Genomic DNA, 19,944 nt, shown 5'->3' on the forward strand with positions numbered 1-19,944 from the left:
TTTGAGTTGTCGTTGTGAGAGACAACAACTCTACTACGAAACGCCCTACCTCTTCATGCTCTTATTTTGGCAACGGTATTGGTGAAAGTTAGTTAATTTCTGACAATTGATGGATTTATTTTTCCATTGGCTTGAGCGAATGTAACTTAAATATTCTGGTGAATAGTTCACTGTTGCACCCGAATTTGTTCTGCATCTGTTCGAGGGACTGGCGCGTGAGTAATCCGAATGTAAACAGACAGCCCAACGCACACCATAAAGAAAATAATTGAAAAGCCCAACCAATTTCGTTGAACGAATCGTTCTATCAACTTGGTGACTGGAGTTGCTTGCTCAACAAAGAGCGTGTCAAATTTTTCATGTCCTGAATCGTAGTTGGTTGTGTGGACTTTTTTTCGAGTGTTGGCAATCCTAATTCATCCAAAAAGGCTTTCGGGTCAAAACCAGAGGTCGCACTATTGGTGAGCATTTGAACTTCTTGCCTAATTTCTTGTGCAGTCTTGAGTCCGTAGTCTTGAGTGATACGTTGCCGGATTTCAGGATTCCTGGCCAACTGATAGATAAATGCTACTTCCTCAAATCCCGCTTGTGTTTGTTGCTGTAAACTCTCAACATCAAGCTCACTCTTGATTTGGTTGAATAGCTCTTGTTCAAATTGATGGACAGCTAATGCTTTAGCTACAGCTTTCCCCGCCACAATGTCCAAGAACGCTTTAAACGTTTCGCGGCTGACTCCTTCAATCTGCAATTGTTCACTCACACTTTCTATTGCATCTGTCTGTATATTCGCCAAATTACTCCCACCTCCCAATAGCTTCGATTGATCTAGGGTTTTCTGCGCTAGGTTGAACAGCCTCTCTAAGCAATCGCTGATTTCCACAGGAAATTGTTCGGCATTCGGATCAATAGTTGGATCGGAACAAGCGAGTTGTTCTAATCCAGCGATGATTTGTTGTGGGCTGTAGCTGGCACTGAGTAGTTCAAACAATTCTGCACGAGTAAATGTACTATCCGACATAATCTGTTTCTCCGCCTTCTTGCGATGTAAATTTTAGTAGTTCCTGTTCAAAAAGGGAGCGAGTGTATTCACTTTTGTTAGCTTGGACAATGACCTCAACAAGGGGTTTTTTATCGATGCCTTGAACAATGTCCGAGAACAATTCGCCAATCTTTCCTACTACCCATACTTGGTAGGTCGTCATTAATGGCGCACGGAGCCTCTTTTGGTCAGCAAAAGCTTTCATGCGTCCGAGTATTAATCTATACTCTGGAACAAGTTGAGCGACTTCTGTCCATCGTTCTAATGTCCGGGGGCAGATGCCTAAAATTTTAGTTGCTTTGGCTTTGGACATCGGTAAAAGCAAGAAATTAACTCCTGATTGGCTTGGTTTTTGATGAAAAAGTTGTTCTCTCCATTCTGACTTCATGAACTTAGTCAAATCCGTGTCAATAGTCTCAAATAGTTAGTCAATATCTGTGTCATCTCAGTGGTAATATCTGTATTGATGTCACTGTCAATATCTGTATCAATATTGATGTCCATAACCGCCAGCTATTGACTAACAATTGACCTTGCTCTTTGATAATAAAAAACCTGCCGTCAGCAGGCTGGAAAAAATCGTGACAATTTCGTGACAAAAATTTCCGCTAATCTTCAAAAAAAATGGCATAGTTAATTCTGCCTAATTGCTCCCACTCTTTATCTAACCTTTTTAAGTTCCAACGGACATATTGAGGTGTATTGTTTACCCAATTACGAATTGTGCGTGGGTCACGCTCAAAAAACGTGGACAACATTCCTTTAAGTTTTTGCTCGGTTTCTGTGTCGTTACCCGCCCATTTATTTAAGAAGTCCAGGAGGTTCATTTTTCTTTTTTCTCCTTTGTCTTATTTGTCTGATATTCCTCAAGACAAAGCTCTAAAAATTTTGGCTAACTAATTATATTAATAATACTGTACTAATCTAGGAAATAAGCAGTTATTTAGAAATACTCCTCTTGTACAGTATGATGAAAACACAGAACTCAAGAGTCAGTTTCTACAAGAAAGTAGAGCTACACGCACTATTAATTCTGTTCAAATACAGAAAGCTAAACGAGCCACCACTTGAGCGATTCGTTCTAGGTAAGTTCTTGATTCTGACTTATGCCCAACTGCTTATTAGATAATTTACTCTCTATGCCACGTTCTGGTTATCAAAATGTTTCACTTAAAAATGAAGTCCTAGCTTTACTCGATACTCTGCCTGGTCATAGTCGGCCAGAAAAGTTAGAGAAAATGATTAGAAGTACCAATGATGCTTTGCTGCGAGTTGGTTCACTTCCTGATGAACCACCTGAAGCTGTCATCCAGTATGTGCTTGACCAAATTCCTTCTTGGAACCAAAATTCTGTGTTGGAGCTAGCGGTTGCTTTATTGAAACATTTACAACAAGGAGCGCAAAATCCTTAATAAATCAAGGGATAAGTAAATTCAATTGGTGTCCATCAAGATTGGTGAGGTCGGGTTTGGAACAGGGCAAAGTACGTAGCTTGAATTATTGAGTGCATACTGGAAGGGACCGACTTGAAACCAATTGTTTTGATAATATTTTTGTACTATTATATTTACCACTAAGATCACGAAGTTAGTTTATGACTGACACCCCCAATCAATCGAGTAGACTAGATAGAATTGAGGCACTAGTAGAAAGAGTGGCTCAACAGCAAGTCCAAACTCAAAACCAGCTTGATAACTTAACTCTTAGGCAAGCAGGTACTCAAGTTCAACTTGATAACTTAGCTTTGAGGCAAGCAAACACTCAAGCTCAACTTGATAATTTAGCTTTGAGACAAGCAGATACTCAAGCTCAACTTGACGCATATATTGATACAGCTACTAGTGTTTTAGCTCGTAGTGCAGTTCTGGATGGTGTTGTCATGGAATTGCGTGAAAGCACAGAAAATCTACAACATAGTTTTGAGCAACACCAGCGTAATTTTGAGGAACACCAGAGAACTACAAACGCTGCATTGGCTTCTCTTGAATCTATCCTGGCACAGTTGATTGGGCGGTTATCTTAGTCCGGTCGTTGATTGGTGTTTGTATTTTTTTACTATTTATTCTCATCACTACCCAAACAAGCCCCAATCAAATTACTCCCGAAAAACCCAGATAAGCTGTTAAGTGCCTAAGAGAGCAGTGTAGACCGCAGGGGGGCAGCGGAGAGAGTTTAAGTCATTTATTCACAATTTCAATAGTGCAGCTTAAATGCTGATTAGCTTACTGATGCTTTTTCGCCATACTTCGCCTGATATTCTTGGGTTAGTTTTTGATTGTGATTGTTAATATTACTCCTTGTTAATAAAAAAACAGCTTTATGCTGAGGAGAGTGAGTTGATTAATCTAGAGTGAATTAATTAAAAAATTTTCTCAGCGCATTGGGAATTTGCCCTAGAATATTGCCAATTTCAACTATTAAGTTATTCCACTTCTCACCTTCAGCAATTAATTTGTGTGGATTCCGGTCTGACCAATAACCAGATTCATCCACTACTTCTTCAAGTATTCCTAATTCTTGAGCTTTATCAAGTAGCGCAATAATCATTGTATGCGCTAGTGCGAAATTAGCATCGCCACCATATTCGGGTAAAGAAGCATACTGCGTTTTGCACCGCGACTGCGCCATCCATTCTTGGGAACTAGGATATTGGCATAGAAAAATATCTAATTCCTCTGTTCCTGGTCTTGGCAGTGCTGTAAATCCAATAATGTGAACTGGATACTCCTCATGATCAAAGTTGTGAATATCTCTTTTGATGGCACTCAGTTTTAAAATAAACAAACGATCTGGGGTTGAGTCTTCAGGAATAGTACATTCTGCTCCCATTAGCTCAATAATTTCCGTATCTAATTGCTCAAACGCTAAGTCTTTTGCTGCTTGATGTAGTGCCTTAATCAATTGACAAGCTTCATCTGTACTCCGTTCACCAGCATTGAATTTATAATGAATTGTTAAGCCCATAAAATTTAATTAGAACATCTGATTTTTACTCTACTGCCTCAGAAAAAAATAAGATAGCTTTAGAAGCCCCAACCCAGGATCGGAACTCCCAAATAATTTTACTTCTGGCTTCCGAGGATTAGGTTTTTCTCAGACTAATTATCATCAAAATCTAAGCACCCATTCAATAAAGCACTTCCTAAAACTCCTGAAATACATACCAACATCCCGCCCAAGCAGATGTTCTTTCGGGCTTGCCAGTTGTACTGACTGATGATGCTAGAGCTTGAATTAGCTCCTATTATTTCAAAACCCCAACAGCCCAATGCACCAATACCTAAAAATGCTGTACTTAACAAGCAAACTATACCTACTGACAACAAAGCATTTTCCACAAATTCTCTTGTCCTTGAACGTTTGATGTAGTGATATCGAATCACTATCTGTCTAGATTCGTCGTACTTTGCTTGATATTCCTGGTTAAACTTTTGATTACGGTTGTTCATACTTACTCCTGTAAAGAAATAGGACAGAGGACAGTTCTCCCTAGTGTCCATCGTTATGGACTTACTAAAGCTTTAGTCTTTTGAGAACAGCAACACCCCGTAAATGAGCTTCCTTCTCATGTTCTGGCAACATTTCGTACATCATTTGCGATTTAGTTATTATTACCGCTTGAAAACCTAATTCTTTACCCATTTCATCAAAAAGATTTTGTTTGGAGTGAAAGTCATTATGAATGTAGAGATAAGCTGGCTTTCCTGGTGTATCTCTCTTAAGTTTCCGTCTGTGAATTTCTTGAGCATCAAACATTTGGTTGATTATTTCTCTAACACCTCTAGGAGAAACTTTTGAGTTAGTCAACCGCAATTTTTCAACTACTTGCTGTACGCTCGAACCTTGAGGATTTGCTTTCAAAATATTTAAGATTTGTTCTTTCATGAAGTACCTCTATGCACTTGCACTTAGTTCTAATTTTGGGGTCAACTCCCGAATTACAAACGAAGTATTCGGCTTGATATTGATGATTTGGCATAATTTATTCAAAAAAAATAAGACAGCCTTGAGAAGTCGTAATTCGGAAGTCGGAGGTCAGAACTCCCAACTAAACGTGAAATACTTCCGACTTCCGACTTAATTTGATTGTTATTCCCAAAGACTGTTTAAAAGGGTGTCTATGTCACAATTGACATCAACTAAACCTGACTCAATCATGTGCAGACAAGCACAATAAAGTATCTGTGTATGGCATTGTTCTACCCCTTTATTTGGAACATAGTCTTTAGCTTCTATACACCAGCACACCAACCCGTCTACCTGATGATTTTCTATTGCGATCGCTAGACACTTCATCAATTGCCAATAGCGAAATTCCCACGGCTGGAGTTGCTCTAAGTTTCTGTCTCGATAACAACAGATTAACTTCCAAAGCCACTGACGATATTTTGACAAAGATTCGGCTAAGTTTTTAACTTTGAATTTAGCTTTTTTGGTGGGTTTCCAAGTAAAAGGATTGCCCAATCCGATTAGTAATTGCTGGCATAAGTATTCGTCCTTTTTTGGTCTACCACAGTAGATCAAACGGGGATTGCCCACATAACCATTACGATATTTGAGGATGTTCATTTGATTTTTAAAAGCTTTCCCTTTGTTACGCGAAGGCGATAATGCAAACCTCAAAATCAAGCGTCCCTACAAAATCCTCCAAAAGACACTCCCGAATCGACTTGTACCAAATCCGGCGATCACCATCCCAAGCAAACTTAGCCTTACTTGCTAGGTGACGATCCTCATAACTAACCAGTGCTTTGATTTCGACTATCGGGGATTGAGCCAAAGCAATCGCGTCCTCCACCAGCTTGGGTAGATTATTGTGGCGATTGAGGCACTCGACCAGCAATCTTACGTCATCACCAGCACGGTGAACTGTGCTAATACCAATGCCCAGAAACAAGGCAAGGTCAGTGAGTTTGAAGCCACCGTGTGAGTTAATACTGTGATAACCCCAGTTAAAATCTTTCATTGCACACAGCCAGGGGACAGAAATCAAATCAGGAAAGAAGTTATTGACTACCTCCGAGTCAAACTCAGCATTAAAAGCAACCGCGTAGTCAGCTTGTGTCGCCATTTCCTCTAAAAAAGAAAGTGCGTTCTTGTAAATAGGTATTGATGAAGTTGTTAATTCTGGTGCAATACCGTTGATTGCCTGGACATTGTTTGCGTCAATTGGAAGCAGAGTTGAAACACTAGCAACTGCTCCTTTATGTTCACCAACTTGATAGAGTGTGGCTGAGATTTCACAGGGAGTGTTTTCGTCGTCTGCGGTTTCGGTATCTACGATTAGTAGTTTCATTTTGTTCAACCTTGAAATGACAGTAAGCTTATACGTTGGCAGTCGCACCTAATTTTCTGATTAACTCCCGAATCACATCTGTTGCGGGTCTACCAGTTGTATTGCAATAGCTCTCCAGAGTTTGTGCTTCCTGTAAAGCAAGATTGATAGTTAATCTTTTTACCGCCCACTTTTTATTAGCCATTGTATTTACTCCGAATATTGATATTTCAGAAAAAAAATAAGCAGCCCGAATCGCTGCTTATAATAAACTTTTAACGAGAAACTACAGGTGTTACCAGTCCCGCAACATAATTCATCCAAGCCTGAATTGCTTGAATCTCAGGAGTACCATTCGCAACTGCACCCAACACTTGTTGCTGATATGAACTGGTGGCATGATTTGAATCAACCTTGTCAGCAGCCCACGACAAGCAAATGTCTCTCACCAGCTTATCGACCACAGACACAGGCAATTGGCTAGGAGCCGAAGCATCCTGAAATTGTAACCACTCTTTAACTAGATCAATGGGGTAATTTGTCAAAGTGCGGATTTGTTTGACTCGTAAATCTTGGGGATGACCCGCAGTAGGTTTTATCGGAGTTGGAGAGGGTGGTTGTACAACAGAGCGATCGCTTTCGTCTTCGTCCAAATTATATTTAGGACGGTTGAATAGTCTTGACTGAATCTGCTGTAATAATCCTGCCCAATCAGCGTTTGCATCCCAATCTCGGCGGATTTTAGTTTTGCTGATAGCATCATGTAAAGAGCAGAACACGACATTCTCTCCCCCAGGAGTAGCAACAATTGTTAGGGGTCTAGAGAAGTCTTCTACAACTGATGCTGTCAGCAGGAATGATTTGGAAAAGTTAGTCTCAATCCCACTTCTGATGATATAGACATCATCGGCAAAGACAACAATATCTAATTTAATATTGTCCTTGCCTTGAAAATCTTTACCAGTCAATCTTAACTCGCTCAAATAACCTGTTAATGCTCTTTCGGCTACTGGAGTCTTTTTATCAAGGCTAACATCATAGTTATACCAGCCATAAGATTGACCATCAATTTCTAACTTATTGACATACAGGTAAATAGGAAGTGGTGGACTGCCTAAACCTAGTTTAATTTCAGCGTTCATTAGAAGTTCTCTCCATTATCAGTAGTATTGTTTTGTGCAGATTGTTTGTACATTCGAGCTTTATTCATTTGATGAGAGGATGCCTTAATTAAAGGTATAGCTGCTTTTTTAACTGATTCCTTTGCTTGTTCAAATAGGAATTGTGTTGCACCTTCAGCGTCTTCTTCTGGGTCTATTTGACCCCACAGAGAGCAGCCTAATTCTACCGATTCAAAGTCCCCAAGATTAAATTTGCGATGGTAAGTTACCGAGATTGTTTTGATTTCCATACAAATATATTCAATTTCTCAATGATTTTCAGCAAAGCTATTCTCTAATAGACAAATTATTAAATTATCAAAAACACTCGTTTATAATTGATTATTATAACTGATTTCAAATAATGAAAGTCTGCTATCAAAATTGACTAAATAATAAACTATGCTTGATAATACCTGTAAATTAATTGCTGAATTATATTCTCCTGATTTCGCTACTTGGTTATTAGGTGAACCCATTGCTTTAACTGTATTAAGCCCAACAGGATTGACTTGGGAACCAATGCGGACTGATGGTGTAATACTGTTGCAATCAAACGAAGTTGTATTGCATATTGAATTCCAAACGCAGCCTGATGAAAATCTTCCTTGCGAGATGGTTTATTACTATTTGCGAATATACGAACGCTTTCCTGATAAACAAATACATCAGGTAGTAATTTATTTAGAAAAAACTACGTCTGAGCAGGTGTATAACACCACATTTTCTATTAAAAAACTCCACCATGAGTTTGAAGTAATTAGACTGTGGGAGCAATCCCCAGATATATTTCTAAAATCTATAGGATTGCTACCATTTGCTGTCTTGAGTGCTACGGATAACAAAGTTCAAACATTACAACAAGTAGCTGAAACTATTGCTACACTTCCTCAAAAACAAACCCAAAGTCATATTGCGGCTGCTACGGCAATCTTAGCTAGTTTAGTTTTAGAAGAAGAAATAATTGAGCGTTTGCTAAGAAAAAACGTTATGCGCGAGTCCATAATCTACCAATCATTTGAGGCTGAAAGAAGGAACAAGAAAGTCCGTGAAATCGCCACTAACTTATTGGCTGAGGGCATTAGTGTTGAAGTAATAGCTCGGTCTACAGGCTTATCCCTAGAAGTAGTACAAGAGTTACAGCAGCAAACTTCAAATACTGATTAACCCACTAAATAACAAACAACTTGTGGATCTATTTTGAAAATTCGTTTTTCAATAAACCTCGGAGGATTATTGAAAAAATGTTTTAAATCTCGGCTTTTCACAAAGCCGAATCAAAAATTTGTTGTGCTGTCAATTTCAGTTGGGTAAATAAAGGCGATACAATAACATCATCTCCCCTGAACACATTCATTTGATAATCGCCGTCAACTAAATTACAAATGGTGATGGTTTGTTGTTTAGGATTACCAGTAAATCTTTTGCCGCCGAGTGCAGCATAGTCCACGATCCAATACTCAGGAATTCCCATTTCTTCATAATCCCTGAATTTGTCGTAGTAGTCATCTCGCCAATTGGTACTAACTACTTCGACAACAATTGGTACAGATTCCGCTTGCATAACAGTCGATTGTTTGCTCCACAAAGGTTCATTCACGAGATTGTTATGATTTAATACCAAAATGTCCGGAGAATAGGTTGAGTTATTGCTCTCAATTTTGATAAAGGCAGTTTTTGGGATGCGAAATGGAAGTCCCATTTGCAAGAATTGAAAAGTGATCTGTGCTGCCAAAAATCCAACAACATTTTCGTGTTCGCCAGTTGGGGGAGGCATTTCGACAATAACTCCTTTATGTAGCTCATATTGCATCCCATTTGAGGGATACCACTCAATAAATTGTTCAAAGGTTGCTAACTTGGGTAGGGCTTGAGTCATCTCGCTTCGCTCCAATTCAAAATTAAAAATTCAAAATGCAAAATTAAAGATAATTAGTGTTCGATTGAACTCACCACTAATTGAAGACCACTAAATCTGAATATTGTGGCGGAGGCTTGTACCCAGGATTAATTAATTCGCGCATTATTTCCATTCTTCATTTTGAACTTTGAATTTTGCATTTTGAATTCAAAAAAGGTCATCTAGTACCTCCACATAGTATTAAGTAGTTCATGGGCTGAAAACATCTTAACTCAGGCTACAATCTCGGCTAAGGTTAAGCTCATCACCCACTTGTGCCAAAGGGGATTGACGAAAGAATTGGGAGAGTTTTGTTGGTTGTTCTAAGTGAGTATCTTGTATTGTGAGACTTTGGGCTAGGAGTTGGATAATATACAGTTTCTTATTGTGGTCAAGTTGAAGGAGTTTTTGTTCGAGTTCTGGGCGCAGCATTGTTGAAGGTTTAGGCGGAGGATAATTTTATTTTACTTTCACAGTCGATTACCCCACCAAATACCGAACAACTTGCGGATCTATCGCTCCAATCCGTTTTCTCATAGATTGCGGAGGATTCTGCAAAAACCGTTTCAAATCCCGACTTTTGACTTGATAACAATGAACAGAACGCTTTTTGGCTTTCAACCAACCCAGCCTTACCCATCTGGCAACAGTATTGGAATGCAAACGAAGGTTTTTAGCAATCTCACGACAACTGTAGTTATCCAAAGTTGGGCGTGTAGAATATCCCAAAGACTGCATTTTGGATTTTACAGCTGATACTGTCCGATGATACCCTCTTCTTTTTAGGCGAAAAACAATTTGTCCTGGAGTGTACATTTGGGCCATTTCGTCGAGGGTTGCTAGTTCATCTTCAGACCATCTAATGCACATGATTCAATCTCCTGATACAACAAAGTTTTGATTCGGTTCGAGTTCCAATTCCAAATAAGAAAGCGCAGTATCAGCATCACCAATAGTGAGGTCGGGCTGATAATTCAGTGCTAAATATTCAGGGTGTTTGGCGATTTCTTTGAGGATGAATTTACCCGCATCCACTAAATCGTGCAGAGATGGATAAGGTGGCTGGGTGAGTTTTTCATCAGTGGATTCAGTTAACACAACACTGACACCAACTGCTTTTAACTCGTGCTTTAGTGATTCAACTTGGCGCAGATAGGTGTTAATTTCTGTCTCTAAAACTGTTTTTAATTCCTGTGGCGAAAGCAGTTTTATGTCATCCTCAATCCGTGTTTCATCACCTTCAGTGTTCTTGTCAAGCAGCATAATATAACGCCAGCCTTCGCCATATTCACCAGCTAAATACGTATCTTCGGCGTAATACTTCATGCCGATAATTTGACCGCGTTCTGTACGTTGTCCAAAGCCAAAACGGGGGTATTGCCAAACCGGAGGAATTGATACTGTAAGTTCCATTGCTTTAATTAGTAAATAAATGAAGAAAAAAAATTAGGAATCAGAAGAATTTCTACTTCTGACTCCTGAATTAGGGTTTACACAGCCACTAAATCTGCGCTATCCAACATTTCTTTCAGTTCAAGAGAAGGCATTTGTTCAAGCGGTCTGTACTGCAAGTATTCGTCAAGCGCATTAGCAGCAACGAAAAAACTCTCTACTGATAACCACCAAACTGCATCTGAAGCTGAATCACAGAAGGTTTTCTGCAATTTGGTATCATCTGCACGGAGGAACCACCATTTACCATCGGTCAAACCGACTTCTCCCAGTTTCTTGCCATTGGAGTAAATGCCGTCATCATCAAGACAATAGCCATACTTCTCACATTCATCGAAAATCTGCACCAGAATTTCGTTACCCGTTGTAGCGGCTGGGGTTTCTGGTTCCTGTACAGGTAATGAACCATCTTTGTGATGTGTGCAGATGTAGCGGTAGCACCTACCCCAAGCATCAGCACGAAATTCTTCTTTGTCGTTGACCATGACCAGCCATCTTTGAGTCACAAAGTCGCTATGGTCGTAGGTGATTTGGGCTATGAGTTGACCGTTGGCATAAATCTCGTGGTTGTAAAAGTCGATTTCGATGCTGGTAAATTCTTCTGGGGCTACAGCTTGCGCTTGCTGATTCATGTACTGCGCGAGTTCGGACTGGGCTAGGGATTGCGCGTCAACGGGTTGCTGTGTATGTGCAATGTAGGTCATAATTGTTTATCTCCGTTATGGATGAAAGCGATCGCGATGTTTCTCAGGCAGGGCGGTCGCTTTTGATATTTACGAACGTTGTGGTTAGCCACAACGCACTTATCGAAGATTGGGCGGAGCCATAAATGTATGGCTGTCTTAAATTGCTCTATATTTAAAATGTACAGCATTGTTTAGCATTTGTCAATCATTTGCTAAACAATAACCCTTTTCATGATTGAGTCAGGGTATAGTTATGTCAGACATCGTTTAACTTTTATCCTGTAATTGAGGATTTATTTAGATGAACAGTGGATCGAGAGAAAAGCAGATAGCGGTGAGGGTAACAGACGAAGAAAAGGCTGCTTTTGAGGAGAAGGCTAAACAAGAAGGAAAAACACCATCACAAGTGCTTTTACAGTTTGTGCAAAGTTATATTGGGCGATCTGCCGAGGTAGACGTACAAGAAAAGATCAGTCAACTAGAGGCTCAAATTCGTGAGATACAGCAACAGTTGGGAAAACAGCCCGCCTGAGAGAAGAAACCGATTCTCTCAGGCGATGGCGCGATCGCTTTCTCAAATTCATTAAGGAAAACCCGCCCCCAAGTTGAGGCGGGTTTCTGATTTTAAAGCCCCACTTTGCGTTTAGCTATGCTAAACTTTTGCTAAACGCAAGGTGTAAATTTATTATGACTTCAATTACGTCATTAGAGCAATTTGATCTCAGAACGCAAGTTTTCAACGCCATTATTATCAAGATAAGGAAGCCCCCACATCTTATATATCAACTGATTGGGCGTTTGAGATCCGATTGCATAACAGCAGTTAAACAATGGTTAGCACTGTTGTCGGCTGTCGAGTGCAGATCTTTCGATAATTTTGCAGACGGCACTTTATAAATATTGATTAGCAACCGTCAACCTGTACTTTGCAGAAGTGAACTTTGCCATAGGTGCAATAAAGTAAGAAATCTTACCAAGGCAAGCAACTAAAGCTTTATCTTTCCTGCTTACATCAACTTGCAAAACAGATTTACCCTTCGCATTTACCATAGTGGGCAATAATCATGCTGACACTAGACCGCGAAACAACATCAGCATCCAGCTATAACATTCTCAACAGCAGCATCAAAGAAACGTTCACAGCCATCGACAGATTTGAATGGCAAGCAGTTGATGAAATTCTCGAAATGCGAGATCAACAACTGTATCGTGAAGCTGGTCACAAATCTTTTGAGGAATACTGCCAAACCGAATTATCAGCTTGGGGTGGCTACCGAAGAATCAACCAACTGCTGGGAGCTAAAAAAGTTAAGGACACAGCTGATGAATTGGGCGAACACATCAAAAACGAACGCCAAGCCCGTCCCTTACTGCGGTTAGCCAAGGAACCAGAAAAGCTAAAACAAGCCGTTGCGATCGCACTGCAAGATAACCCCTCACCCAGTGAATCAGATTTTGCATCTGCGCCTAACAAGGTGGTTCCTCGTCTACCACGACAAAAAACTCAGGAACCAATGGTTCCAAAAGTTCAAGAACCAGTGGTTCCTCAAATTCAGGAACCAATGGTTCCTAAAACCAACACGGTCAAAGTCACCTCACCAACTCACCCCCGTTACGGTGAAGAAGGAACCATCCAAGCAGACGCACCGAACAACTGGCAGCAGATTGTCACTTTTGCTGATGGTGATAGAGAACTGGTGAACAATGCGGATTTGAGTAATGACGCTGTTGAGTCATTTACCCCTGAGCGAACTTACCCCAAAGAATATGCTGATGTGATCGCTCAACTCAAGCAGCAACACCAGCAAGAATTGGAACGACTTGAAAAGGATTTGAGGATTGGGTTACAGGCGGAAGCAACAACCCAAGCCCAACAGCAAGTACAAGAACAACTCACCACCTTACAAAACCTGTTTCAGCAACAGAAGGAAGAAAATATCCAGCTACAGCATCGGCTTTTCGAGTTGGAAGGTTTGAGGCAGTTGGAGCTTGAGAACCAACGATTACAAAAGCGTATTCAGGAATTAGAAAGTGCTGTAGAAGAACGACCTACCCAACAGTGGGAGGAAACTTTTACCAAGCAAGCAGCCAAGGCACTGAACAAAGAAGTCAAGCGAACGCTAGAAAAAACAATTGACTTGCGATCGCTGGCAGTTGAACCACCCAAGGAAAACGCTCAAGAGTGCTTACGGCTGATGGGTATTGCATTGGGGAATCTGGCCAGTGCTATGAACAATACCAAAGCTTTAGAAGCTGCGGCGTTAATTCTGGGCAGTGAGCCAACACCGCAAGCGATCGCATATCGAGCCGAACAGCTACAGCTACTGCCTCAAGCGGTTAGTGATATTCGGGCTGTGTTATCCCAGCCGGGGTGTAGCTGGTGGGATTATCTGGAAGTTGCCCAAGAGTACGAAGTTATCAAAAACGACTACTGGGCAGAGTTAACAACCGAAGAGAGGGAGTTAATCACCGCTTTGGAGAAAGCTGAATCTTCACTCATTACGGAACCATTGGTTCCTGACGAAACCCCTGCTGATTCTGGTTCTTCTGATGGCGAAGTGATTGCCCTTAGTTCTATTGTTGCCCATGCGGATATCTATTGCGCCCTATATAACGCCAAGGGTGAAGTCATCGAAGACTTGGGTGAAGAAGTGTGGGTGGCTTGGGAACATTGGCGAGACAAGCCCAAGAAGACTGACCGTTATTTCAAGGATGAGTTGCGGTTCTGGCAAGAACAGAACCAATAAATAGAACTCGCGCTTACATCTCTACAAGAACTAAACGCGGCATGGCTCAACTGCTGCCGATATTTTCATGCGTCAAAAATTGGAGTTTACATGATGGATGCAATCACAGTTATTTCTCGCTCCTTACACGGCTCACCTGTAGAGCAACGACAACGTGATGGTTATATCAATGCTACTGCTTTGAGTAGTGCTTACAAATTGGCCACAGGTAAACGGCGTGATGTTACTCATTGGCTGGAATTGGAACGCACAACAGAAACATTAAATCACCTAAGTTCAATCACCGGGATTCCGGTAATTGAATTATATCAATCGTTTCGGGGTTCTCCAGAAAACGGAGGCGGCACTTGGATACATCCAAAGCTGGCAGTCAGATTTGGGATTTGGCTTTCGGATGAGTTCGGCTATCAGGTTGAGCAATGGGTTGAAGAATGGGTACTGAAAGGGCAATCAACAGTGCTTGATTCCAAAGTTTTGGAATTGGAAAGCAAATTAGAAACTGCATTGGAGGCTCTAGCACAGCTACAAGCCCAAGTCCAAACCCTATTACCTCCCTCAGCTGATTTTGTACCCCCTGGCTGGGATACCGATGTATGGCACAAGTTACCCCCACAAGACAAAAAGCATTTCAGATTCTTGTTTCGTCGCCGCAACTTCCGTCCGTCTACCAAAAATGAATCACTGGCTTTACCTGCTGTGACCACTGAACAGATGAAGCAGAAGCAGAGGGATGAGGCAGCGCGATTGATTGGTGAAGTATCGCCCGAAGAGAAACAGCAATTTCAAGCAGCGAAACGCCAAAAGCTCAGGGAATTTTGGTCACAAGCTCCCGAAGAAGACCAAGAAAATATGCCGTTTTAGACATTAAGTAAAAACATGACTAGCAAGTTAATCACTCCAGAATCGCCTCTACTGGTTCCGCCCTTGTTGGCCTCCGAGATTGGTTTAGAAGAAGCGGTAATACTCCAGCAGATTCATTATTTCTGTCAAATATCCAAGCACATCAAGCGCGATGGACGGCGTTGGTTTTGGAAGACACTGAAAGATTGGGGCGAAACTCTACCGTTTCTCAAGCCCTCTACAATTAGACGTGCGATCGCTAACCTTAAGGATAATTTCAAATTGATTGATGTTTGCCGACACAGTGAAAAAACTTGGTATCAAGCCAACTGGTTCACCATTAACGTTGAAAACGTACAAGCCTTGTGGGATAGCATTTGTCAAAAACAGCAAATCGAATTGAGTCCTCTGAACATCTCGAATTGCTCACCAACGGCAAATGATATCAAAGAGTTTCCCTTCAAAGAGTTCGCTTCACAACAACACTCTGCTGTTGAGCTTGAAAAAAGTGAGGAAGTGGAAACCGAGATTTTGGACTGCGCCGAAGAACCAGAACAAGCCGAGATTCTTGACTACGTTGATGAACCAGTTTGTCAAACCCCAGAACCAGAGTTATCCCAGGCTACCCGCTTCGTTGAAGACATAGAACTGGTTAACTCGACTAACGAAGCAGTCCATCATGAAGACAACTTTTCCGCCGCCGCCGTGTCACAATTTCATGACGAAGACGCTAGTGATGATGATGTGTTTGAGCGTGTAGAAAAGTCAATTCAGCCCAGTAACCAGGAAGTAAAAGAAGTATTGCAGCAGCTACGAGAAATACCCTGTACCCCACAGTTTCGACTAAATGCAGAGATTCAGCGCACAGTCAAGCGGTATTGGGAGAATGTGCCGGGTGCGATCGCCTACTTGAAAGAAGCATTACGGACTTGGAAAGGGGTCAAGTCGCCGCAGGCTGTGTTTGTGGCAGCTTGTAAAGAAGGGAGAAAGCCGGAGTCAGCGCAGGTTCAATCTACGGTGAAGGAGTGGTTTGAGTGGGCTAGGAAAGAGAGGATTGTACTGGCGATGTCGGGGGAGGTCGTGTATACGCCGGAGGGGGAGGCGGTTGCGGTTGCGGAAATGATGCGGCGGTTTCCGGTGGGGGAGTAGGTTTTTGTATCTGTCGAAAATCTTGAAATTATCGAGCGGCCTGTAAAGGCAAAATTTATTCTGACGAATTGTTATCAGCCCCCAGTGCCAGGTATCAGATTCATTAAATGCTGATTTTTGTGCAGAAATGACTATTGTTATATTGACAAAATTTTCAAAGCTTAGATGCCAGGATTTACCAATCCCTGCGTGAGAGAATAAATCCCCACGTACCCACCACAATTTTACTAACACCAAAAACATCAAAAAACCCAAAGCCTACCACATCACGAAAGCCCCCAAACACATCATCATATTTGGTATAAATCCTAGCAGGTAATGATGGCGGTGACATTTCTGATGGCATCTCTTCGTTCTCAATTCCTGTAACTATATCATCGTAACTCAACCAATCGCCTTCTTTCCAACCTACACGCTCACCAAAATTATCTAGACTCTGATAAAGTTCACCCTGAATGCTTATGCCAAATTTATTATTACTGTTTTGAAGCCAAAGGCGATTGATTTCCTTGAGAATTTCACAGGGGAAATTTGTTAGCAAATCGCCCCAATTATTATAATTTTCTTTAACCATAACTTGGTAAAAAATCCAAACAGTTTCGTTATCTGCCTTTTGCCAGTGCCTATGATTCAGATGATTTTCCAATACCTTATATAATCTATCTTCTACCAATTCATCAGCAAAATTCCTCAATTCTGCTTCAAAAGCTTTATCAGCCTCTTGGTTAAACTGTACCGCAAACATCTGATAAAGACCTTCTTTAAACCTTTCATGATTTTCTTTATTGGCGAATTTCAATCGAAAAATTTCTTGCCATTTTTCTACGCTTTCATTCTCGTTATTTCCCCACAATTGATATAATTTTTCATGAGCTTTTTGGTAGAGAGAATATATCTCTGGTGCTTCTGGTAGTTTAATATTGGGGATGAGGTGTGGAAGAATGCGTGAGGCTCGATAGATCCTGTTTTCTTCTTGAAAGTTAGAACTGACCTCTATGAGTCCCAGTTGTCGCCCCCTTTGTAATTGCTGTTGATAATTAGGAAGTTCATCACAAATAGCTTCTAAAGCTACCATTGGAACAGGAAGCTCATAGACTAAACAATAACAAAGTACCCTTTGCAATGGCGCATCAATAAGCTGATACAATTCCTCCCAAATAATTTTGTCTTTCCACAGTTCGGGGCTTTGTTCCAATTGTGTTAGTTTAGTCTCTGCGTCTACATAGCCTAAAACCTCATCGAGAAATTCTAATAAGCGAGGATTTCCATCCGCTAAATCTAACGCCCGTTTTAGTAATTTATCCGAAATTTTATCAGAGCTAAAATGTTTTAATCGACTAAGTTTTTTAATTAACTCAGCCTCTTTTAATGGTTCTAGACCTTGTTTATAGAAAAATTCTAATAGGTCGGAATCAAAATCATAACGACAGGTAATAATGATTTTATTATTAGTTCCTGTTTCTTGGATTGCTTGTACTAAAGCTTCTAAAACTAGGGCTACTTCAGCTTTAAGAATATATTGCCCTTCACGAGGTTCAAGATTCCATTCAAAATCATCCAGAATTAAGAGAAATGGTTTTTCTCCTCTTTCTGACAATTGATTGAATAAATAACTTAATCGAGTTTTAAATGAAATATTATTATTTTCTAGGTAAGAGATTAGTTCTATTTGAGTTGGATTAATTAATTTATCTTTTAGTTTTTTAATTAAAAAAAATTCTTCAATCTGTCGCCACCAGAGAATCTTTTCATGCTCAGGTAATCTATCCCATAGCCGAGAGGCAATACTACTTTTTCCCCATCCTCCCATCCCGTGAATTAAGACCCCTACTTTGTCAAAATCTGTCTTCAGGGTTCGTAAACAATTTTGTAACTGACGGCGGCGACCAACAAAGTTCTCTCTCGTTGCCACCCTTAAGCGTTTTTCATCATCTCTGAACTCCACTTCATTAGATGGTTTAGGCAGTTGCTTTCTTCCCCTTGTCCTTAAGGTTGTTACTAAAGCTTCTGGGAATGTATTTGCTACGTACAGCCGTAACTTATGCCAATCGGGGAATTTTTCTTTTTGTTCAATCAAGTTTTTGTAGGTGGAAGATAAAGCCTTTGCCAGCGTCCCCCCTTGTGACAACTCCCAATACAATCTACCCGCCGCAGTCGTGGCATGAGTGTCACGAACTCGTTCCCCCCAAGCAAGTACAGCAGTTGCCCCCATATTCAATAATTCTTCTGCCATTGAGGGAAGTGCATTAACCTCAGAATAACCTGTACGGCAACCAGATAGAAAAATTAAAGACGGTAAGTATCCTGAGCTATCTTTTAGCGCATTAGCGATCGCATCTGTATTGCTGTTTACTCGGTTGCCATATTCGTCTTCTGTCAAAAACCAGGGCTTTCCACTCCCAAAACTAGCATGACCTGTTAAATGAAAAACATCAAAGTAACTTTTTTTATTCTCTGTAGGATATGCCCGAACTACATAACCCAATTCACCTAAATTACCACTTTCCTCCACTTGCAAGTTTACAGGAGTGCGCTTGGTGGCCTCCAAAATTTTCCCTTCCTCTGCTTCATAATCTAGTTCAGGTTCAACCCCCAAGGGCGAGGTAGCCATAAACAGCACATTGAGAGGGCGATTCTGAGGATTATCAGCAGTAACTATTGGTTGACCATTGGATATCCACCGTACTGGAATAATCGGGGGCGTTTTCTCTACCAAAAAACACTGGCCATCATGCAGCAGTTCCCAAGGCAGATGTGCTAGTCCCTTGTCTGTGGCGATCGCTATTACTAATCCTTGCTGATGGGCTTCCTTGAGGGCATTGGCTAATAAGCGATCGCTTTTATCTAGCCAGTTGTACAGTGCTTGCCCAGTAACAGAATAATCAACAGGTAAACGGGTATAGTAGTCGGTTTCTGCTCTCTCACTCAACTGCTTGATTTCAGCTACAGACAGTTTGTGTTCCTTATAAGCTGAAGGATTATCCCAAAAGTAACGCAGACAAACGTAATTTTGACTCTGCTCTTTTAAGGTAATGTGGAGAATTTTCATTTTTTCTTAGATTTCTCCAAAATCGCTTGAATTTGCTCTACTGTTGCGTCCTTGAGCAGCAGCCGATGATTATCAGGTGTGACAATCAAAACTTTCTCAATCCTTGTACCAGTTGGGTCGTGTAAGGATTTCTGGTACTTCTCCTTCCACTTGTGCAAGCTCTCTGCGATCGCAAATGTGCCACTGACAATCCCGACAATAGTGGCGATTGTGGCTACAGTTCCTTCTCGTTCTACTTCATCAACTGTTTGATAACTGCCTTCTATGCCCTCAATCGCTAATAATTCCTCTGTCGCCTTTACCGCATCCTGCCCTTCGATTTCAATTTTCATATCCCCAAACCCTCAATAATTTCTAGAACTGGATTAAATTGCACTTATATTACTTTTAACTAAATGTTTTAGTTCTGCTACTTGAGCTTCCAACGCTGTCACTCGCTGGCTCAATGGAACTTCTTCGATTGCTCCCAAGTAGTGGGCTAAGGCAGTTAAAATCACTTCAGTTTTGGTTGATTGAGTTTCGGCAATATAATCCTCTAGCCGCTTGTGCAGATTGGTTGGGATTCGGATTCCTATAGAACCCATTTGACATCTTATGAGGTTTTGAATTAAGGTACTCCTCAGCATCTAAAATCCAATGCTAATGGC

At 40.9% G+C, this 19,944-nt stretch carries 27 protein-coding genes; 7 read left to right on the plus strand and 20 right to left on the minus strand.

Annotated features, from left to right (window positions below; genetic code table 11):
* Positions 1–307: 307 nt before the first annotated feature.
* From H6G76_RS32320 to H6G76_RS32330, 3 genes are all read right to left on the minus strand, one after another.
* Positions 308–1,018, minus strand: coding sequence for a hypothetical protein (locus H6G76_RS32320; RefSeq protein ID WP_190710015.1), 711 nt, complete (start codon positions 1,016–1,018; stop codon positions 308–310).
* Positions 1,008–1,427, minus strand: a complete 420-nt coding sequence (locus H6G76_RS32325; protein ID WP_190710017.1) for a hypothetical protein — start codon at positions 1,425–1,427, stop codon at positions 1,008–1,010. Before H6G76_RS32325 ends, H6G76_RS32320 begins: the two co-directional genes overlap by 11 nt.
* Positions 1,428–1,647: 220 nt before the next feature.
* Positions 1,648–1,866, minus strand: coding sequence for a hypothetical protein (locus tag H6G76_RS32330; protein WP_096586133.1), 219 nt, complete (start codon positions 1,864–1,866; stop codon positions 1,648–1,650).
* 279 nt (positions 1,867–2,145) lie between these two features.
* Here H6G76_RS32330 and H6G76_RS32335 point away from each other — a divergent pair, with 279 nt between their 5' ends.
* Both H6G76_RS32335 and H6G76_RS32340 read left to right on the plus strand, forming a co-directional pair.
* Complete coding sequence (locus H6G76_RS32335; RefSeq protein WP_242056620.1) at positions 2,146–2,451, plus strand: hypothetical protein; 306 nt, start codon at positions 2,146–2,148, stop codon at positions 2,449–2,451.
* A 182-nt stretch (positions 2,452–2,633) separates the two neighbouring features.
* Positions 2,634–3,062, plus strand: a complete 429-nt coding sequence (locus H6G76_RS32340; protein WP_190710019.1) for a hypothetical protein — start codon at positions 2,634–2,636, stop codon at positions 3,060–3,062.
* Between the two features lie 332 nt (positions 3,063–3,394).
* Here H6G76_RS32340 and H6G76_RS32345 read toward each other — a convergent pair whose 3' ends face one another.
* The 8 genes from H6G76_RS32345 to H6G76_RS32380 all read right to left on the minus strand — a co-directional run bounded on the left by H6G76_RS32345 (position 3,395) and on the right by H6G76_RS32380 (position 7,725).
* The gene (locus H6G76_RS32345; protein ID WP_190710021.1) at positions 3,395–4,003 is read right to left on the minus strand and encodes a hypothetical protein; all 609 of its coding nucleotides are present in this window, start codon (positions 4,001–4,003) and stop codon (positions 3,395–3,397) included.
* A 134-nt stretch (positions 4,004–4,137) separates the two neighbouring features.
* Positions 4,138–4,488 (minus strand): hypothetical protein, encoded by a 351-nt coding sequence (locus tag H6G76_RS32350; protein ID WP_190710023.1) that lies wholly within the window; start codon positions 4,486–4,488, stop codon positions 4,138–4,140.
* Between the two features lie 64 nt (positions 4,489–4,552).
* Entirely contained in the window at positions 4,553–4,924 is a 372-nt protein-coding gene (locus H6G76_RS32355) for a hypothetical protein (RefSeq protein WP_190710025.1), read from the minus strand.
* Between the two features lie 204 nt (positions 4,925–5,128).
* Positions 5,129–5,608, minus strand: a complete 480-nt coding sequence (locus tag H6G76_RS32360) for a DUF4326 domain-containing protein (RefSeq protein ID WP_190710027.1) — start codon at positions 5,606–5,608, stop codon at positions 5,129–5,131.
* A gap of 25 nt (positions 5,609–5,633) precedes the next feature.
* Complete coding sequence (locus H6G76_RS32365; RefSeq protein WP_190710029.1) at positions 5,634–6,335, minus strand: 3'-5' exonuclease; 702 nt, start codon at positions 6,333–6,335, stop codon at positions 5,634–5,636.
* A gap of 28 nt (positions 6,336–6,363) precedes the next feature.
* Complete coding sequence (locus H6G76_RS32370; protein WP_190710031.1) at positions 6,364–6,519, minus strand: CopG family transcriptional regulator; 156 nt, start codon at positions 6,517–6,519, stop codon at positions 6,364–6,366.
* A 70-nt stretch (positions 6,520–6,589) separates the two neighbouring features.
* Positions 6,590–7,456, minus strand: coding sequence for a hypothetical protein (locus H6G76_RS32375; RefSeq protein ID WP_190710033.1), 867 nt, complete (start codon positions 7,454–7,456; stop codon positions 6,590–6,592).
* On the minus strand, positions 7,456–7,725 hold the full coding sequence (locus H6G76_RS32380) for a hypothetical protein (protein ID WP_190710035.1): 270 nt from the start codon (positions 7,723–7,725) through the stop codon (positions 7,456–7,458). Before H6G76_RS32380 ends, H6G76_RS32375 begins: the two co-directional genes overlap by 1 nt.
* A gap of 151 nt (positions 7,726–7,876) precedes the next feature.
* Here H6G76_RS32380 and H6G76_RS32385 point away from each other — a divergent pair, with 151 nt between their 5' ends.
* Entirely contained in the window at positions 7,877–8,641 is a 765-nt protein-coding gene (locus tag H6G76_RS32385) for an Rpn family recombination-promoting nuclease/putative transposase (RefSeq protein ID WP_190710037.1), read from the plus strand.
* 97 nt (positions 8,642–8,738) lie between these two features.
* Here the strand turns inward: H6G76_RS32385 and H6G76_RS32390 are convergent, their stop codons facing one another.
* The 6 genes from H6G76_RS32390 to H6G76_RS32415 form a co-directional block, all read right to left on the minus strand.
* A complete protein-coding gene (locus tag H6G76_RS32390) occupies positions 8,739–9,353 on the minus strand; it encodes a Uma2 family endonuclease (protein WP_190710039.1) in 615 nt (204 codons plus the stop codon).
* Between the two features lie 249 nt (positions 9,354–9,602).
* Positions 9,603–9,806, minus strand: a complete 204-nt coding sequence (locus tag H6G76_RS32395; protein WP_190710041.1) for a hypothetical protein — start codon at positions 9,804–9,806, stop codon at positions 9,603–9,605.
* Positions 9,807–9,854: 48 nt separating this feature from the next.
* Positions 9,855–10,244 (minus strand): hypothetical protein, encoded by a 390-nt coding sequence (locus H6G76_RS32400; RefSeq protein ID WP_199337608.1) that lies wholly within the window; start codon positions 10,242–10,244, stop codon positions 9,855–9,857.
* Between the two features lie 3 nt (positions 10,245–10,247).
* Complete coding sequence (locus tag H6G76_RS32405; protein WP_190710043.1) at positions 10,248–10,787, minus strand: hypothetical protein; 540 nt, start codon at positions 10,785–10,787, stop codon at positions 10,248–10,250.
* 77 nt (positions 10,788–10,864) lie between these two features.
* A complete protein-coding gene (locus H6G76_RS32410; protein ID WP_190710045.1) occupies positions 10,865–11,530 on the minus strand; it encodes a hypothetical protein in 666 nt (221 codons plus the stop codon).
* Positions 11,527–11,700, minus strand: a complete 174-nt coding sequence (locus H6G76_RS32415) for a hypothetical protein (RefSeq protein ID WP_190710047.1) — start codon at positions 11,698–11,700, stop codon at positions 11,527–11,529. The genes H6G76_RS32410 and H6G76_RS32415 overlap by 4 nt, the downstream gene beginning before the upstream one ends.
* A gap of 113 nt (positions 11,701–11,813) precedes the next feature.
* Between H6G76_RS32415 and H6G76_RS32420 the strand changes: the two genes are divergently transcribed.
* From H6G76_RS32420 to H6G76_RS32435, 4 genes are all read left to right on the plus strand, one after another.
* A complete protein-coding gene (locus H6G76_RS32420; protein ID WP_190710049.1) occupies positions 11,814–12,044 on the plus strand; it encodes a plasmid mobilization protein in 231 nt (76 codons plus the stop codon).
* A 532-nt stretch (positions 12,045–12,576) separates the two neighbouring features.
* Positions 12,577–14,259: a hypothetical protein gene (locus tag H6G76_RS32425; RefSeq protein WP_190710051.1), complete on the plus strand. Its 1,683-nt coding sequence runs from the start codon at positions 12,577–12,579 to the stop codon at positions 14,257–14,259.
* A 90-nt stretch (positions 14,260–14,349) separates the two neighbouring features.
* Positions 14,350–15,120, plus strand: a complete 771-nt coding sequence (locus H6G76_RS32430; protein WP_190710053.1) for a KilA-N domain-containing protein — start codon at positions 14,350–14,352, stop codon at positions 15,118–15,120.
* A 15-nt stretch (positions 15,121–15,135) separates the two neighbouring features.
* Positions 15,136–16,248 (plus strand): hypothetical protein, encoded by a 1,113-nt coding sequence (locus tag H6G76_RS32435; RefSeq protein WP_190710055.1) that lies wholly within the window; start codon positions 15,136–15,138, stop codon positions 16,246–16,248.
* Between the two features lie 175 nt (positions 16,249–16,423).
* Here H6G76_RS32435 and H6G76_RS32440 read toward each other — a convergent pair whose 3' ends face one another.
* From H6G76_RS32440 to H6G76_RS32450, 3 genes are read right to left on the minus strand one after another with little or no spacing between them, the layout of a single operon-like run.
* A complete protein-coding gene (locus H6G76_RS32440) occupies positions 16,424–19,297 on the minus strand; it encodes a CHAT domain-containing protein (RefSeq protein WP_190710056.1) in 2,874 nt (957 codons plus the stop codon).
* Positions 19,294–19,629 (minus strand): hypothetical protein, encoded by a 336-nt coding sequence (locus H6G76_RS32445; protein ID WP_190710059.1) that lies wholly within the window; start codon positions 19,627–19,629, stop codon positions 19,294–19,296. Before H6G76_RS32445 ends, H6G76_RS32440 begins: the two co-directional genes overlap by 4 nt.
* A 33-nt stretch (positions 19,630–19,662) precedes the next feature.
* Positions 19,663–19,881, minus strand: a complete 219-nt coding sequence (locus H6G76_RS32450; RefSeq protein ID WP_190710060.1) for a DNA-binding domain-containing protein — start codon at positions 19,879–19,881, stop codon at positions 19,663–19,665.
* Between the last annotated feature and the right edge of the window lie 63 nt (positions 19,882–19,944).

Source organism: Nostoc sp. FACHB-152, from assembly GCF_014697475.1.
GTDB lineage: Bacteria > Cyanobacteriota > Cyanobacteriia > Cyanobacteriales > Nostocaceae > Nostoc_B.